Below are 15,070 nucleotides of genomic sequence, written 5' to 3'. Positions count from 1 at the left end.
ATGCCATGGCGAGCCGGTGACATCTGCTTGCGCAACAGCGTGAACGCTGGGCGTGCCCACCATTCGCCCGCATCCGGGAGCGCGGGCTCGGATTAATGCAACTCGGCCAGCAACGCCTGTGCCTCGGCGAGGTTCTTTTCGGAACCGGCGGCGAGATCGTCCATCTTCTTGTCACGGAAGATGACGAGCGCGTCCTGGCATGCGGCGATCGCTTCCTGTGCCATCGCCTTGTCCTTGTGGGCGGCGCCCAGATCGACCAGCACGTCGCACAGGCTGTCCTGCGTGAAGGCGACAGCCGGCACCGAATTGATCTTCTTTTGCACCACGATCGCCTCGCGCAGGACCAACACCGCCTCCTCGAAATGCGCGACATTGTTTTCGGCGCGGCCGGCCATGGTCAAGGCATAGCCCATCTCGTTGCGCGCATTGGCCCAACGTTCGGGATCGCGGTCGCGACCGAGCTGCTCGGCAAGCGCCCGGTTGACGACAATCGCCTCCTCGTACAATTCAGCCGAAGGCTCGCGGGCCGCGATCATGCTCAGCGTCTGCGCGAGACTGGTCTGGTTGGTGATCCAGAGATCGGGATCGCGGGCGATCGTTCGCACCGTGGCGAGGTCGCGGTAGATCTGAGCGGCTCGTTTCAGCTTGCCGACATCGTTCGCCCAGTAACCAAGACTCGACAGCCCGCCGGCGAGATTGTTCTGATTGTTCTCCCAGACAGCCAGCGCATTCTCGCGCGTTACCACGCTGAGCGCTGCGTCATAGGCGGCAATCGCGCGGGTGAGCAACTCGACGTCCTTGCCGTCCGCGGCCATCAGCAAGGCATTGCCGATATCGCCCTTGGTGCGCGCCCATTGCATGCGGTCGGGAAAACCGTCGTAGATCCGCGCTGCCGTCTCGAAGCTCTCCACGGCCTTGGCGTAGAACGTGGCGTCGCCACCAATCCGGCCCTGGCTGTAGCGGGCAAAGCCGAGGTCGTAGTTGATATTGGCCCACTCCTCCGGGTCGGCGTCCTTGGAGTAGGCGGGGAGCGCGGCTTCCAGCATGTCGGCTGCTTGCGCCAGCAAGTCCAGGTTGGATGTATTGTCGCCCAGGATCGACAGGGTCTGGCCGAGCACGCGCCGCGTCTGGCCGATCTCCGTGACATCACCGCCTTTCGTCTGCCCGTCGAGCGCCGCCCGCAGCGCGTCGACCGATTGCTGCAGCAGTTGATCGTCAGAGGCCAGCTTGCCTGACATCATCAACGCGCAGCCGAGGCGGAATTCCGTCTTGGCCCAATTGACTGGGTCCTTGTCGCGGGTGCGAACCCTGAGCACCTGACCGTAGACATCGATCGCCTGCCGCAGGATCGAGATGTCCCCCGCGCGTTCGCCCCAGTTCGATAGCGTGCCTGCAAGGCTGTAACCAATCGAAGCGAACTCGCCCGGCGCGGCGGTTGCGGTATAGACCTCCCATGCCTGACGATACGCGGTCACCGCCTGCATGTAGTAATCGGTTCCCGTATCGAGATCGCCGAGCGTGTCGTTGACCGATCCCAGATTCTGCTGCAGCGAAGCCCAGTCAAGCGGCAGTTTCTCACGCGGATATTCGGACAGAGCGGCCTGGTACGCGGTGGCTGCCTGCATCAGCAGTTCCTTGTTCTTCTGCTTGGCGCCGAGGCGCTGCAAGGCGTTGCCGAGCGTCAGCTGGCCGTTGGCCCAGGTCGCCGCGGCGTGCTCGCGCGTCCAAACCGTAAGCGATGCCAGGGCGGCGTCGCGCGCCTGCTCAAGCGTGGCGACATCGCCGTTAATGGTTCCGATCGATTCCAGCGCCGTGCTCAGATTATTCTGGATTGTCGCCCATTGCGCCGGCGCGCGTTCCCTGGTCATTTCGCCGGTCGCCGCCTGATAGGCAGCAACCGCCTGCTGCATGGTCGCGATATCCTTTTCGCGCTCACCAAGGCGATAGAGCGCTGCCCCCAGATTGACCTGGCTCAGCGCCCAGTCGAGCGGTACGCGCTCCCTGCTGTATTCCGTCAATGCCGCACGATGCGCCTCGATCGCCGCGCGGAAACTGTCCGATGTGGTCTGGCGGTCGCCGATTTCGGACAGCACGATGCCGAGATTGTTCTGCGTCGCCGCCCATTCCAGCGGCAGTTTCTTCAACGACTGCACCTCGAGCGCCGAGCGGAAGGCCGCGACAGCCCGCTCCAGAAGCGCCGTCCCGTTCTCGCGCTGGCCGAGCCGCCAGTAGACCGTGCCCAGATTGCCATAGGTCGATGCCCAGTCGTCGGGGTAGGCGTCATGCGTATAGACGGTCAGCGCCTGCTCATAGGCGGCAGCTGCCTTGTCGAGGTTTTCGCGGCCGGCTTCCCGTTCGCCCAACGTAGCAAGCGTGGCGCCCATATTGTTCTGGGTGGCCGCCCAAAGCAGCGGCAACTTTTCGCGGGTGACATAGGTCAATGCCTGTTCATAGGCTGTCAGGGCCTGGGCGAGATACGCATTGTCGCCGGAGAAGTCCCCTTGTTCCGACAGAGCGTTGGCCTCTGCCGCCTTGTAGTAGAACGCGTCTTCGTCGCTCCATTTGGCAGCCTGCTCGAAGGCCTTGGCGTAATCCTGCGCCGCCTCCTTGAAGTTGAAGGAGATTTCATAAGTCCTGGCACTGCTGGCGAAGACCTTTGCGAATTCCAGCCGCTTTGCCTTCAGCTCGGCCTCGGCCTGGTCGACCGTAGACGAAAGTTCGCCGATGCGGGCCTTGGCCTGTTCGTTGAATTTCTGCGCCGCTTCGAGCGCGCCTTCCTGAACCGCCTGTTCGGCGAGTTTCGATAGCCTGGCAATTTCGGGGTCCGGGTTTTTCAAAGTCTCGCGTTCAGCCAACACGTGTTTCAGCCGTTCGGTCTGGCCACGCAGCAGCTTGTCGAGCTCAGCCGGATCCTTGGGTATGTCGACCCCGAGCGCCTTCAGCATGGCGTAGAGCCCATCCATCGGCACCTTGCCGTCACGCGATATGGTTTCGATCTGGCGGCGCTCCGGATCGGGTAGCGTCGAGATGGTCAGCAGGAGCTGGCGTCGCTCCCTGAGGATTTCGCCCTCATCACCTTTCGGCGCCTCGGCGGGGGTGCCGAAATAGAGCAGCCGGCGCAGGCTCTCATTGACCCAGGGCCGCTGCTGGCCGTTGGTCTTGAGATAGACCTCCTCGCCGATCATGCGCAGAACGGTGCCGAATTCCTCGCCGCCCACCGTGTCGATGTGGCGCAGGATCGCTGCCGCATAGGGGCTGTTGCCATCGGCCGGACCGTCCAGCGCAACCTTGCCGGGCTCGGCGGCAAAGGCGATGACCTGGCCGAGGCTGTCGTCGACCGAGCCCTTGGCCTCGGCGCCACCTTTCAGGGAAACCACGCCGCGCGTTTCGCCGAGACCGCCGGCGCCGATCGGCTTGCCTTCGTCGCCCGGCGCCAGCTTCAAGAGCGTGCCCGGCGGGAACGGATCGTTGCGGCAGGCGTCCAGCAGAACGATGGTGACCGGCACCTTGGCCTTCAGTTCGGCGACGATGGACGACAGCGGCACCAACTTTTCGCCGGCATTGTCGAGTGCCGAAATATCGGCATCGACAGGGACCAGATAATTCTCGCCGCCGGCTTCGATGCCGTGGCCGGAATAGTAGATGATGGCGACATCGGCGCCCTCGGCATCGTCGACGAAGCCTTCGAGATCGCGCCGCAATTTGCGTGTGTCGCGATTGGTGGCGACATTTGTCTCGAAGCCGAGCTTGTCGAACATCTCCTCGATGGCGCGGGCGTCGTTTTCCGGATTGGGCAGTTTGCCGACATGCTGGTAGTCGGACTGACCGATGATGAGCGCGACGCCTTTCAGCGCCTTCGGCTCTTCAGCCAAAGCGGGGACAAGCGCGCATAGGCACAGCAGCAGTGCCGCGGCAATTGCCGCGCACATGCGCCCTGTCGCACCTGCTGTTCGCCCAAAAAGCATCGTCTACCCCAAAACCCGGCGCTATTGTCCGCAACGGAGATGGCATCATGATGGCTGGCCCATGGCAAGTCCTTGGGCTAGCTGTGTTCTTGTCATGGGCGGATAGACACAGCGCCGGCTGGCTTTCAGCTTGCGACGGGATAGTGTTCGGCGCGGGGTGCCGGGTAAGACAATTCCGGCCTGATGGGCTTTCAAGGGAGGTTTGCGATGACAACGGACTACACGCCGAAATTCGATCTGGCCGGCAAGGTGGTGCTGGTTACCGGCGCCTCGCGTGGCATCGGCCGCGCCTGCGCACTGGCCTGCGCCGGCTCCGGCGCCGACATGATCGTCGGCGTGCGCAGCAAGGCCGACGGGGCTGAGCTTGTCGCCGAGATCGAGCGTATCGGCCGACGTGCCCTTGCCGTGCATATGGATGCGACCGATCTTGCGACGGTGCGGGCTGGTGTCGCGGAGGCGCATGCCGCTTTCGGCCGCATCGACGTCCTGGTCAACAATGTCGGGCTCGGGCCGGAGAACCTTGCCGAGAACGTCACCGAGGCAGATTTCGACCTGACGGTGAACGTCAACCTCAAGGGCACATTCTTCACCACCCAGGCGGTCGCGAAGCTGATGATTGCGCAGAAAGGTGGGCGCATCATCAACATCAGCTCGCAGGCCGGCACAGTGACGCTGAAGGGCGAAGCGATCTACTGCATGACCAAGGCGGCGATAAACCATCTGACCCGCTGCCTGGCCGCGGAGTGGGCGCAGCACAAAATAGCCGTCAACAGCGTGGCGCCGACCTTCATCTGGACCGACGGCACGCGGCCTTCGCTGGCCGAGCCGGAGTTCCACGCGCATGTGCTGGGCCACATCCCGCTCGGCCGCATCGGCGACCCGATCGACGTCGCGGGAACCGTGGTGTTCCTGGCGTCGCCGGCGGCATCGCTGATCACCGGGGCGAATATATTGGTGGATGGCGGGTGGTCGGTGGCTTGAAGCGACCGACTCTCGATCGCTTTATTGATCCGAAAGCATTGGCTGGTGTGTAAGAAGCCCTGCGGCTCGCTTGGCAGAGCTTCTATCCACCTCTTAAATATGAATCGCCGAATCCAAATATTGATTTGTCAGCGGAGCACGGCTACCAATTTCTTACAGACCTCGAGATCGGCGTTCTATCTATTGCAGGCTAGCACTTCGGTGAGCGTATGAGCACTGACGCAGGAAGGGCTTCGATATAAATGGTGTCGTCAAAATCGTGGTGGGGAGACAATATTAATGCAACTCAATCCAATGCACCTAAAAATCGCGGGGTTGCTATCCGGTAGGCTTTTTCGGATACCTGAATATCAACGTGCTTACGCTTGGGGTACCAAGCAGAGAACGGACTTCTTTAATGATATCAGAGATGTCGCCAGGTCCGGGCGTGATCATTTTATGGCCACGGTTGTCGGTCTCGGCAAAGACACAAGACAGATCGGCGCGGATGAATTTAGAGAAGTCGAGCTGGTTGATGGTCAGCAGCGAATAACGACGATAATAATCCTTTTAAAATCTGTCTTTCAGCATCTTTCTCTCGATGACGAAAAAGAGGTGAGGCTGAGGCGGGAGATAAATGAACTTCTTGTGAAGAGTGACGATAACTCTCTTATTTTACTTCAAACAAATCATGACACAAGCAACGTCTTTACGACATACATCAAAAATGGAGCCATTATATCTCCTAAGCACCCAACTTCTGCAGACGTCAATTTATTGAAAGCCATAAACGAATGCGATGGATTCGTCGTCGGGTGGGGAGAAAGTTCTTCTCTCGTCGAGCTTGTCGCTCTAATTAGAAACAGATTGTCCGTCATATACCATGAGATATTGGACGAAGCGACAGTCTATAGAGTATTTGAAGTTCTCAATAGTCGCGGTCTAGACGTAAAATGGGTCGATAAACTCAAAAGCCAGCTGATGGCACTTCTATTTGAGCACGGCGAAGTTGGTTCCCGGAAGGACGCACTTCGCGAAATGCAGGGTATATGGCAAGCTATATATCGCGTTCTAGGGTTACGCAGCGATCTTGGAGACGAAGCGCTTAGATTTTCTGGCACTTGGACGCGCGATGCTCGCCCTAACAAAATTCTGAGTCAGGAAGACGCTGCCACGGAACTCACGTTGGCTGCTGGTTCGAAACTGCCTTCCATCATTCACATAGCGAAAGATCTTTTTGACGTTGTTGAGGCGGTCCAGGATTTAAGTGCGAATGTTCGATACAATGCTGTTACGCGAATTGCCCAGGCTCGGTTTGTGGCGATATCGATCCTCCTGCGAAAGTTCGATAAGCAAAACGAGGCTGAATTGCTGCAGCAATGGGAGCGGGTGATTTTTCGCGTCTACGGCCTAGGGGGCGCGGACGCCCGACATAAAGTGGGCGAGTTCGTCCGGCTTGGGCACGACATTATTCGAAAGACCCTCAAGCCCGCCGACATCAAAGCCCAGCTTTTGGAGATCGGTGAAGATTATCCAATCGATGACATCCTATATGGCCCTGAGTATTGGGACTATTCGTATGATGACTGGGCGGAGGAGCTGCGTTATTTGCTATTTCGATATGAAGAATATCTCTGCGAGGTCGCAGGAGAGAAAATAAACAAAGGCCAGTGGAATAAAATCTGGATGGTGGATCCATCAAAATCTATAGAGCACATTCAACCGCAAAGCTCTGGTGTGAGTTACGTGCATAACATAGGGAATTTAGTCATGCTCCCCCCCGGCCTCAATTCCGCGCTTGGTGCACGAGCTCCGAAGGAAAAGGCGCCTGAATATGTTGCTTCTGGGCTCAGGCAGGCGGCGAAGATAGGGACGGCGTTAGAAAATGGAAAAAAGTGGAACAAGGATGCCGTTCTCGCGAGGGCTGCGGATATAGAACGTTTCGTTAAGAGGGAGTGGGGCGAGAAGAATTAGGCTGTAAGGCGGGAGGCTCGAATACGCAACTTGGCTGCCATCGTGAGTCGCCAGTGGTCTTGTTGCCAATTTGCGGAGATGGAAAATCTGGTGCTGCGAGAGAGGATTGAACTCTCGACCTCTCCCTTACCAAGGGAGTGCTCTACCACTGAGCTACCGCAGCCGCTGATGGCGGGGCTTCTGCCATATCGAACCGGCAAGCGCAAGGCATCTGTGAAAGCCTTTGCCAGACAAGTTTCGCTGACATGGCGGCGCCACAATGCTAGCTATCCCCTTGAACGGCAGGCCCCGCCAGTCGCGGGTGGAACGGAACGATGAACGACAAGACAATTCCATCGAAAAAGGTTGGTCCGGCAAAAAAGGGCGGGACCAACCGCAAGGACCGGCTGGCCGAGCAATTGCGCGCCAACCTTATGAAGCGCAAGACTCAAGCGCGCTCGCGGCGCACGGGTGAGGCGGACCAGCGGCCGGAAGGCCTGGCTGCTGCAGAAAAAATGCACAAGGACTGACCGAAAGCCGCCACAGTGGGCGGTCACCTTGGCCAATGGGCTCAGAAATCGTATTTCTTGAACCAGGCCGGCCAATGGTCTAGACGGGCCGATATTCAGACTGACGAAAACCGGCCTTTCGGGCCGAGGGGACATGCTCTCATGGATCGCATCAGAATTGTCGGCGGCAACAAGCTCGCCGGAAGCATTCCGATTTCGGGCGCGAAAAACGCAGCCCTGCCGCTGATGATCGCCTCACTGCTCACCGACGACACCCTGACCCTGGAAAACGTGCCGCATCTGGCTGATGTCGAGCAGCTGATCCGCATTCTGGGCAATCATGGCGTCGACTATTCGGTCAACGGCCGCCGCGAGAAGCAGAATGAGGGCTATTCGCGCACCATCAATTTCTCGGCCCGCAACATCGTCGACACGACCGCGCCTTACGAGCTGGTGTCGAAGATGCGGGCGTCGTTCTGGGTGATCGGCCCGCTGCTGGCCCGCATGGGCGAGGCGAAAGTGTCGCTGCCCGGCGGTTGCGCCATCGGCACGCGGCCGGTCGATCTGTTCCTCGAAGGCCTGCAGGCGCTGGGCGCCGACATCGATGTCGACACCGGCTACGTGCTGGCCAAGACCAGGAATGGCCGCCTCGTCGGCAACCGCTATGTCTTCCCGAAAGTCTCGGTCGGCGCCACCCACGTGCTGATGATGGCGGCGGCGCTCGCCAAGGGCGAAACGGTGCTGGAAAACGCCGCCTGCGAACCCGAAATCGTCAACCTCGCGGAATGCCTCAACGCCATGGGCGCAAAAATTTCCGGCGCCGGCACACCGACCATTACCATCGATGGCGTCGAATCGCTGTCGGGCGCGCGCGTGCGCGTCATCCCGGATCGCATCGAGACCGGCACCTATGCCATGGCGGTGGCCATGACCGGCGGCGACGTGGTGCTGGAAGGCGCCCGCCCCGAATTGCTGCAGACCGCGCTGGACGTGATTGCGCAGACCGGCACCGAGATCACGCCGACCAATTCCGGCATTCGCGTCCGGCGCAACGGCGCCGGCATTTCGCCGGTCGACGTGACGACGGCGCCCTTCCCGGCCTTCCCCACCGATCTGCAGGCGCAGTTCATGGGCCTGATGACCATGGCCAAAGGCAAGTCGCGCATCACCGAGACCATCTTTGAAAACCGCTTCATGCATGTGCAGGAACTGGCCCGGCTCGGCGCCCACATCACGCTGTCCGGCCAAACGGCGATCGTCGACGGCGTCTCCAAGCTGAAGGGCGCACCCGTGATGGCGACCGATCTGCGCGCCTCGGTGTCGCTGGTCATCGCCGGTCTGGCGGCCGAAGGCGAAACGACGGTCAACCGCGTCTACCACCTCGACCGCGGTTTTGAGCGGCTGGAAGAAAAACTCTCCAATTGCGGCGCGGTGATCGAGCGGATTTCGGCTTGACCGCACGGCAGTTGCTTCAGACAGACAGGCGTCTGGTGCTACCTTCATTCGCTATCAACACTTCAAACCCGAGGCCCTAGCCTCGGGTTGAGTTTGTGTCGCGGTTGCACGGACCGGAAAGACCGCCTAACAGAAGGCTGAAACCAACTTTCAGGTGTGCATTCGGCATGGCAGCCCTCAAACTCATTGCGCTCGACGATCAGGATCTGAGCATCGTCTCGGCTCACGTCCAGGACGCCGTGATGAAGGTCTCGGATCTCGAATACCTGCCTTCGGCCAAGCGTTTCATATTGACCATGAACCGCTTCGTCTGGGAGGCGAAGTCCGGGCTGTTCAGCCAGCATAATGAGCGGCGCCAGGCGGTGTTGCATTTCGACCGCGTGCTCGGCGCCAAGACCAGCGGCATTGCCCGCGATCGGCCGGCCGAGGTGCTGTCGCTTCTGGCAATCAGCTTTATCGAAATCAGCAAGCCGGCCGGCATCGTCGAATTGGTCTTTTCCGGCGGCGGCGCGATCATGCTCGACGTCGAATGCATCGAGGCACGGCTTGCCGACATAGGCGGCGCCTGGGAAGCCACCTCGCGTCCGGTGCACAGGGTCTAGAGCATGATCCCAAAAAGTGGGTGCCGGTTTTTGTTGGACAAAACGGGAATCGTTTGTCCAGAGATCATGCTCCAACAAAGGGCTAGATGATGATGAGATTTCAAGCAAATCTCACCATGATCTAGACGCAGCCGATGGCCATTACGCTTATCCAGTCCGATGCCGGTTTCGCGCAGCGTTTCGCCGCCTTCCTGACCACCAAGCGGGAAGTATCGGAGGACGTCGACACTGCCGTGCGCGCCATCATTGCGCGGGTTCGTGCCGAGGGCGACGCTGCCCTGGTCGACTACACGCTGAAATTCGACAAGGCCGACCTCAATAGTCTCGGCATCGCCGTGTCGAAGGACGACATCGCGCAGGCCTACAAAGACGCCGATCCGCAGACGGTCGATGCGCTCAAGTTCGCGCGCGACCGCATCCGATCCCACCACGAGCGACAAATGCCCAAGGACGATCGCTATACCGATGCCGCCGGGGTCGAGCTGGGTTCGCGCTGGACGGCGATCGAGGCGGTCGGGCTCTATGTGCCGGGCGGCACGGCAAGCTATCCAAGCTCGGTGCTGATGAACGCCGTGCCGGCCAGGGTGGCGGGCGTCGAGCGCATCGTCATTGTCGTGCCGGCGCCGGGCGGCATCATCAATCCGCTGGTGCTGGTGGCAGCCGATATATCAGGCGTTTCGGAGATTTACCGCGTCGGCGGCGCGCAGGCGATTGCCGCCCTTGCCTATGGCACGCAGACGATCCGGCCGGTCGCCAAGATCGTCGGACCGGGCAATGCCTATGTCGCCGCCGCCAAGCGCCAGGTGTTCGGCACGGTCGGCATCGACATGATTGCCGGACCGTCTGAAGTGCTGGTGGTGGCCGACGGCAGCAACGATCCCGACTGGATCGCCGCCGATCTTCTGGCGCAGGCCGAGCACGACGTGTCGGCGCAATCGATCCTGATCACCAACGATCCTGCGTTCGGAAAAGCAGTCGAACAGGCGGTCGAGCGCCAATTGCTGAGCCTGCCGCGCGCCGAGACGGCGGCTGCCAGCTGGCGCGATTTCGGCGCGGTGATCCTGGTGGGGACCATCGAGGCCGCGCTGCCGCTGGTCGACCGCATCGCCGCCGAACATGTGGAACTCGCCATCGACGATGCCGAGGGCTTCCTGGCCAGGATGCGCAATGCGGGCGCTGTGTTTCTGGGACGCCATACGCCCGAAGTCATCGGCGACTATGTCGGCGGCTCCAACCACGTGCTGCCGACGGCGCGTTCGGCGCGCTTCTCTTCGGGCCTGTCGGTGCTCGATTTCGTCAAGCGCACCTCGATCCTGAAGCTCGGGCCGGAGCAGCTGAGAGCACTTGCGCCGGCGGCGATTGCGCTGGCCAAGGCGGAAGGCCTCGACGCGCATGGCCGCTCCGTCGCCATCCGGCTGAACATGTAGGCGGCGATGGCGGACGGCGATCAAACCCGCGCAAGGCTGATCGATGTCGAGCTCGACGAGTCGATCGGCCGTTCGACGCCCGATGTCGAACATGAGCGCGCGGTGGCGATCTTCGACCTGATCGAGGAGAACAGCTTTCAGCCGGTCAATGATGACGGCGCCGGGCCTTATCGGCTGAAGCTGTCGCTGGCCGAATCCCGGCTGGTGTTTGCGGTCGCCCGAGAGGATGGTGCTGATGTCGTCACCCATATCCTGTCGCTGACGCCGCTCAGGCGCATCGTCAAGGACTACTACCTGATCTGCGAAAGCTATTACGACGCCATCCGCTCCTCGACGCCGAGCCATATCGAGGCGATCGACATGGGCCGGCGCGGCCTGCACAATGAAGGCTCGCAGACGTTGATGGACCGGCTGGCCGGCAAGATCGACATCGACTTCGACACGGCGCGGCGGCTGTTCACGCTGGTCTGCGTGCTGCACTGGCGGGGTTAGACCTGACTGGGGCGCCCCGCTCGATCCTGTTTTTGTGCGGCATGAACGCCGTGCGCTCACCGATGGCCGAGCAGCTGGCGCGGCGCATGCTGCCGCCGGCCACTTTCGTCGCCTCTGCCGGCGTGCACAGGGGCGAGCGCGATCCGTTCGTCGACGCGGTGCTGGCCGAAGAAGGCCTGACGCTGGGCGAGCGCCAGCCGCGCTCGATGGACGATCTCGAGGACGATTATTTCGACCTGATCGTCACCCTGGCGCCGGAAGCCCACCACGCCGCGCTCGAACTCACCCGCTCGCTTGCCGTCGACGTCGAATACTGGCCGATGCCGGATCCGACCGATGTCGGCGGCAGGCGCGAGCAGATCATGGCCAGCTATCGCGACGTGAGAGAACGGCTGAAAGCGCGCATCAGCCGACGTTTTCTGCTTCCGGAGGTAAAAAACGCGGCGGATTGATGCATGTCGCTCAAAAGCGGTCCCGGTTTTGAGACAACGACATGCATAAAACGAAAGCTTGGAGCGCGTCGCATATGACGCGATCTAAGCGTGTTCACAAGCGCACGATTATCATATAGGTTCCGCCGAAATTCCGGCCTGGGCGCTCCAGGGCGCCGGAACTGCAATCCAAGCAAAGGTATCGAATGCCGAAGGAAGAAGTCCTCGAGTTTCCGGGTGTCGTGACGGAATTGTTGCCCAACGCGATGTTCCGGGTGAAGCTCGAAAACGAACACGAGATCATCGCCCATACGGCTGGCCGCATGCGCAAGAACCGCATCCGTGTGCTGACCGGCGACAAGGTCCTGGTCGAGATGACGCCCTATGACCTGACCAAGGGCCGCATCACCTACCGTTTCAAGTAACAGTCCGGCGCGAACCGCGATGAGCATCCTGCAGAAGCTCGTGCTTGCCTCTGGTTCGCCGCGCCGGATCGAACTGTTGCAACAGGCCGGCATCGAGCCGGACCGCGTGCTGCCAGCCGATGTCGACGAAACGCCGCTGCGCGCCGAACATCCGCGCTCGCTGGCCAAGCGGCTGTCGAAGGAAAAGGCCGAGAAGGCGCTGGCCTCGCTGAAAAGCGAGGAAGACTATGCGCCAAGTTTCGTGCTGGCCGCCGATACGGTGGTCGCGGTCGGACGCCGCATCCTGCCCAAGGCCGAGACGCTGGACGACGCCGCCAATTGCCTTGGACTGCTTTCGGGCCGTTCGCACCGGGTCTATTCCGGCATCTGCCTGATTACGCCGGGCGGCAAGCTGCGCCAAAGGCTGGTTGAATCCAGGGTACGCTTCAAGCGGCTTCCGCGCGAGGAGATCGACGCCTATGTCGCCTCCGGCGAATGGCGCGGCAAGGCCGGCGGCTATGCCGTCCAGGGTCTCGCCGGGTCGTTCGTCGTCAAGCTGGTCGGCTCCTACACCAACATCGTCGGCCTGCCGCTCTACGAGACGGTGGCGCTGCTTTCGGGCGAAGGCTTCAAGGTCCACACCAGCTGGCATACCGCGCGGCCATGAGCCTGGACGATAAGGTCACACCACTGCGCCCGAAGCGCCCCTGCCCCGAATGCGGCAAGCCGTCGGCGCGCGAGACCTATCCGTTCTGCTCGAAGCGCTGCAAGGACATCGACCTCAACCGCTGGCTGAAGGGCGCCTATGTCATCACCGCGCGGGATGACGAGGACGAGAGCGACGAGCCGAAGTAGGGTTTGGGCGGTGCCGGCCGCGCAATTCCACTTCGCCGACCTTACGCAATTGCTGCTTTGCCGGCGTCGGTATTGTCTGCGACAATTGCCCCGGAAAATCAGCGCTTAGGCGCTGGACAGGCCGGATTCCCGTGCTATAACCCACGCGCTTTCAAGGGGTGCCCCACGGCGCTTTCCTGAAATCCGGTCAGGCGATGTCTCGTTTGCCGGCGAGGCCCAGATAGCTCAGTTGGTAGAGCAGCGGACTGAAAATCCGCGTGTCGGTGGTTCGAATCCGCCTCTGGGCACCATCCCCCCTTCTCCCGGCACTCCCTTTCACCGAACCTTCTACGCTGCAGCTTCTGCAACCGCTTGGAATTGTTGGTCTTTTGCAGTCGCATTGCGCGGTTAAGCGGGACACGGAGCGCTTCAGGAGCATTTGGTCCAACGAGGCGGGGGGATGGTATTTCCGTTGGTATTCGACATCCTGATGGTATCGAAACAGCCAAGGGAGACCTGACGAATGCCCCTCTCCGACGTGAAATGTCGAAATGCCCGCCCTGCTTCCAAGCTCGTGAAATTATCTGATGGGGGCGGGCTGCAGCTATGGGTACAGCCCACGGGCTCTCGCCTCTGGCGGCTCGCCTACCGCTTTGACGGCAAGCAGAAACTGCTCGCGCTGGGCAGCTATCCCCTTATCTCTCTCGCCGAGGCACGGGAGGCGCGCGATGACGCTAAAAGGCTTTTGCTAGCTGGCGTCGACCCTGGAAAGGAACGCAGCTTGCGGAAGGCCGATTCGGCAAAGGACTCCTTTCGCTCAATAGCGGACGAATATGTTGACAAACTAAAGAAGGAGGGACGTGCCGACCGGACCATCAGCAAGGTCAAATGGCTGCTCGACTTTGCCTATCCGATAATTGGCGACAAGTGCATTCGGGAGATCGACCCGGCCACCATCCTTACCGCCCTCCGCCGCGTGGAGGTTCGCGGTCGATACGAGTCGGCCAGGCGACTGCGCTCCACGATCGGCAGCGTGTTTCGATACGCAATCGCGACCGCACGCGCCGAGACAGATCCGACCTTCGCCCTAAGAGGCGCACTCATCAGTCCGACGGTAACGTCTCGCGCCGCGATTACCGATCCGAAGGCCTTGGGCGGTTTGCTGAGGGCGATCGATGCATTTGACGGACAGCCTACAACCCGGGCCGGTCTGATGCTGATAGCGCTGCTGTTTCCCCGCCCCGGGGAGCTTCGCGTCGCTGAATGGGAAGAGTTCGATTTTGAAAGCTCGGTGTGGACCATCCCTGAAGCACGCATGAAAATGCGACGGCCGCACCGCATACCCCTATCAAAGCAGGCGATCAGCGTCCTGACTTCACTCAGGGAAATTTCTGGTGGTGGATCGCTGCTGTTTCCTAGTGTTCGATCGGCTTCACGTCCGATTTCCGACAATACGCTAAACGCCGCACTGCGTCGTATGGGTTACGGCAAGGAAGAAGCTACCGCGCACGGCTTTCGAGCAACGGCATCAACTTTGCTGAACGAATGCGGCGAGTGGCATCCGGACGCGATAGAGCGGCAGCTGGCCCACATTGAGAACAACGACGTTCGGCGCGCCTATGCCCGGGCAGAGCACTGGGAGGAGCGCATCAACATGATGCAGTGGTGGGCCGATTATCTGGATGAACTCAAGAGCAAAAACCCGCGGGTGAACTCAACCGAGGGACGCCGCAAGCCTGCTGTCCATACAATAACACGACCATCCACTTTGAACCCAACAGCGGCCGTTCATCAAAGGCCGATACAAATCTCCAACCCCCGGAAATCATACTGACCGTCGAAAACGCCGAAACTCGTCGCCAAGTCATAGGCCCGGAGGGGTCAGCTTTCTTTCCAGGACACTATTAAGGTTAGCGGATGATGACGGTTGGTTTGGGGCCGAAAGCGGAAGTGCCGTTTTCGGGATTCCTGGGTTAAATTGCCCCCTCACGCCTCGAGCTTTTCGCAGCGTCAAAACGGCTGTGGAGGGATTGGCAGG

Annotated in this window: 13 protein-coding genes and 2 tRNA genes; 13 read left to right on the top strand and 2 right to left on the bottom strand. The window is 60.7% G+C overall.

Translation table 11 applies throughout. From position 1 onward, the window contains the following. Positions 1-92: 92 nt before the first annotated feature. Entirely contained in the window at positions 93-3,929 is a 3,837-nt protein-coding gene (locus NKJ88_RS28705; protein ID WP_023823678.1) for a caspase family protein, read from the bottom strand. Positions 3,930-4,172: 243 nt separating this feature from the next. On the opposite strand from NKJ88_RS28705, the gene NKJ88_RS28700 reads away from it, so the two are divergent. Together NKJ88_RS28700 and NKJ88_RS28695 are read left to right on the top strand one after the other, a co-directional pair. Continuing rightward, complete coding sequence (locus NKJ88_RS28700; protein ID WP_352446440.1) at positions 4,173-4,946, top strand: SDR family NAD(P)-dependent oxidoreductase; 774 nt, start codon at positions 4,173-4,175, stop codon at positions 4,944-4,946. A 279-nt stretch (positions 4,947-5,225) separates the two neighbouring features. Continuing rightward, a complete protein-coding gene (locus NKJ88_RS28695; RefSeq protein ID WP_023823680.1) occupies positions 5,226-6,899 on the top strand; it encodes a DUF262 domain-containing protein in 1,674 nt (557 codons plus the stop codon). Positions 6,900-6,987: 88 nt separating this feature from the next. On the opposite strand, the gene NKJ88_RS28690 is transcribed toward NKJ88_RS28695, so the two are convergent. Next, positions 6,988-7,062: transfer RNA gene (locus NKJ88_RS28690), tRNA-Thr, on the bottom strand. A gap of 151 nt (positions 7,063-7,213) precedes the next feature. Between NKJ88_RS28690 and NKJ88_RS28685 the strand changes: the two genes are divergently transcribed. The 11 genes from NKJ88_RS28685 (at position 7,214) to NKJ88_RS28635 (ending at position 14,866) form a co-directional block, all read left to right on the top strand. After that, on the top strand, positions 7,214-7,408 hold the full coding sequence (locus NKJ88_RS28685; protein WP_023823681.1) for a hypothetical protein: 195 nt from the start codon (positions 7,214-7,216) through the stop codon (positions 7,406-7,408). A gap of 141 nt (positions 7,409-7,549) precedes the next feature. After that, the gene (gene murA, locus NKJ88_RS28680) at positions 7,550-8,842 is read left to right on the top strand and encodes a UDP-N-acetylglucosamine 1-carboxyvinyltransferase (RefSeq protein WP_023732388.1); all 1,293 of its coding nucleotides are present in this window, start codon (positions 7,550-7,552) and stop codon (positions 8,840-8,842) included. Positions 8,843-9,009: 167 nt separating this feature from the next. Next, complete coding sequence (locus tag NKJ88_RS28675) at positions 9,010-9,444, top strand: DUF2948 family protein (RefSeq protein WP_023692404.1); 435 nt, start codon at positions 9,010-9,012, stop codon at positions 9,442-9,444. 134 nt (positions 9,445-9,578) lie between these two features. Beyond that, the gene (hisD, locus tag NKJ88_RS28670; protein ID WP_023823682.1) at positions 9,579-10,871 is read left to right on the top strand and encodes a histidinol dehydrogenase; all 1,293 of its coding nucleotides are present in this window, start codon (positions 9,579-9,581) and stop codon (positions 10,869-10,871) included. Positions 10,872-10,877: 6 nt separating this feature from the next. After that, the gene (locus tag NKJ88_RS28665; RefSeq protein ID WP_023669283.1) at positions 10,878-11,363 is read left to right on the top strand and encodes a UPF0262 family protein; all 486 of its coding nucleotides are present in this window, start codon (positions 10,878-10,880) and stop codon (positions 11,361-11,363) included. Beyond that, positions 11,351-11,815, top strand: a complete 465-nt coding sequence (locus NKJ88_RS28660) for an arsenate-mycothiol transferase ArsC (protein WP_081725519.1) — start codon at positions 11,351-11,353, stop codon at positions 11,813-11,815. The genes NKJ88_RS28665 and NKJ88_RS28660 overlap by 13 nt, the downstream gene beginning before the upstream one ends. 185 nt (positions 11,816-12,000) lie before the next feature. After that, on the top strand, positions 12,001-12,219 hold the full coding sequence (gene infA / locus NKJ88_RS28655) for a translation initiation factor IF-1 (protein ID WP_006200926.1): 219 nt from the start codon (positions 12,001-12,003) through the stop codon (positions 12,217-12,219). 19 nt (positions 12,220-12,238) lie between these two features. Next, on the top strand, positions 12,239-12,865 hold the full coding sequence (locus tag NKJ88_RS28650) for a Maf-like protein (RefSeq protein WP_023681911.1): 627 nt from the start codon (positions 12,239-12,241) through the stop codon (positions 12,863-12,865). Next, positions 12,862-13,053, top strand: coding sequence for a DNA gyrase inhibitor YacG (gene yacG / locus NKJ88_RS28645; protein WP_023669280.1), 192 nt, complete (start codon positions 12,862-12,864; stop codon positions 13,051-13,053). Before NKJ88_RS28650 ends, yacG begins: the two co-directional genes overlap by 4 nt. Positions 13,054-13,267: 214 nt before the next feature. Continuing rightward, positions 13,268-13,343: transfer RNA gene (locus tag NKJ88_RS28640), tRNA-Phe, on the top strand. A 212-nt stretch (positions 13,344-13,555) separates the two neighbouring features. Further along, the gene (locus NKJ88_RS28635) at positions 13,556-14,866 is read left to right on the top strand and encodes a tyrosine-type recombinase/integrase (RefSeq protein ID WP_023704526.1); all 1,311 of its coding nucleotides are present in this window, start codon (positions 13,556-13,558) and stop codon (positions 14,864-14,866) included. The last annotated feature ends 204 nt before the right edge of the window (positions 14,867-15,070 follow it).

The organism is Mesorhizobium sp. M0016, assembly GCF_040324035.1.
In the GTDB taxonomy this organism is placed as follows: Bacteria; Pseudomonadota; Alphaproteobacteria; order Rhizobiales; family Rhizobiaceae; genus Mesorhizobium.
This window is presented reverse-complemented; position numbering and strand designations above follow the sequence as displayed.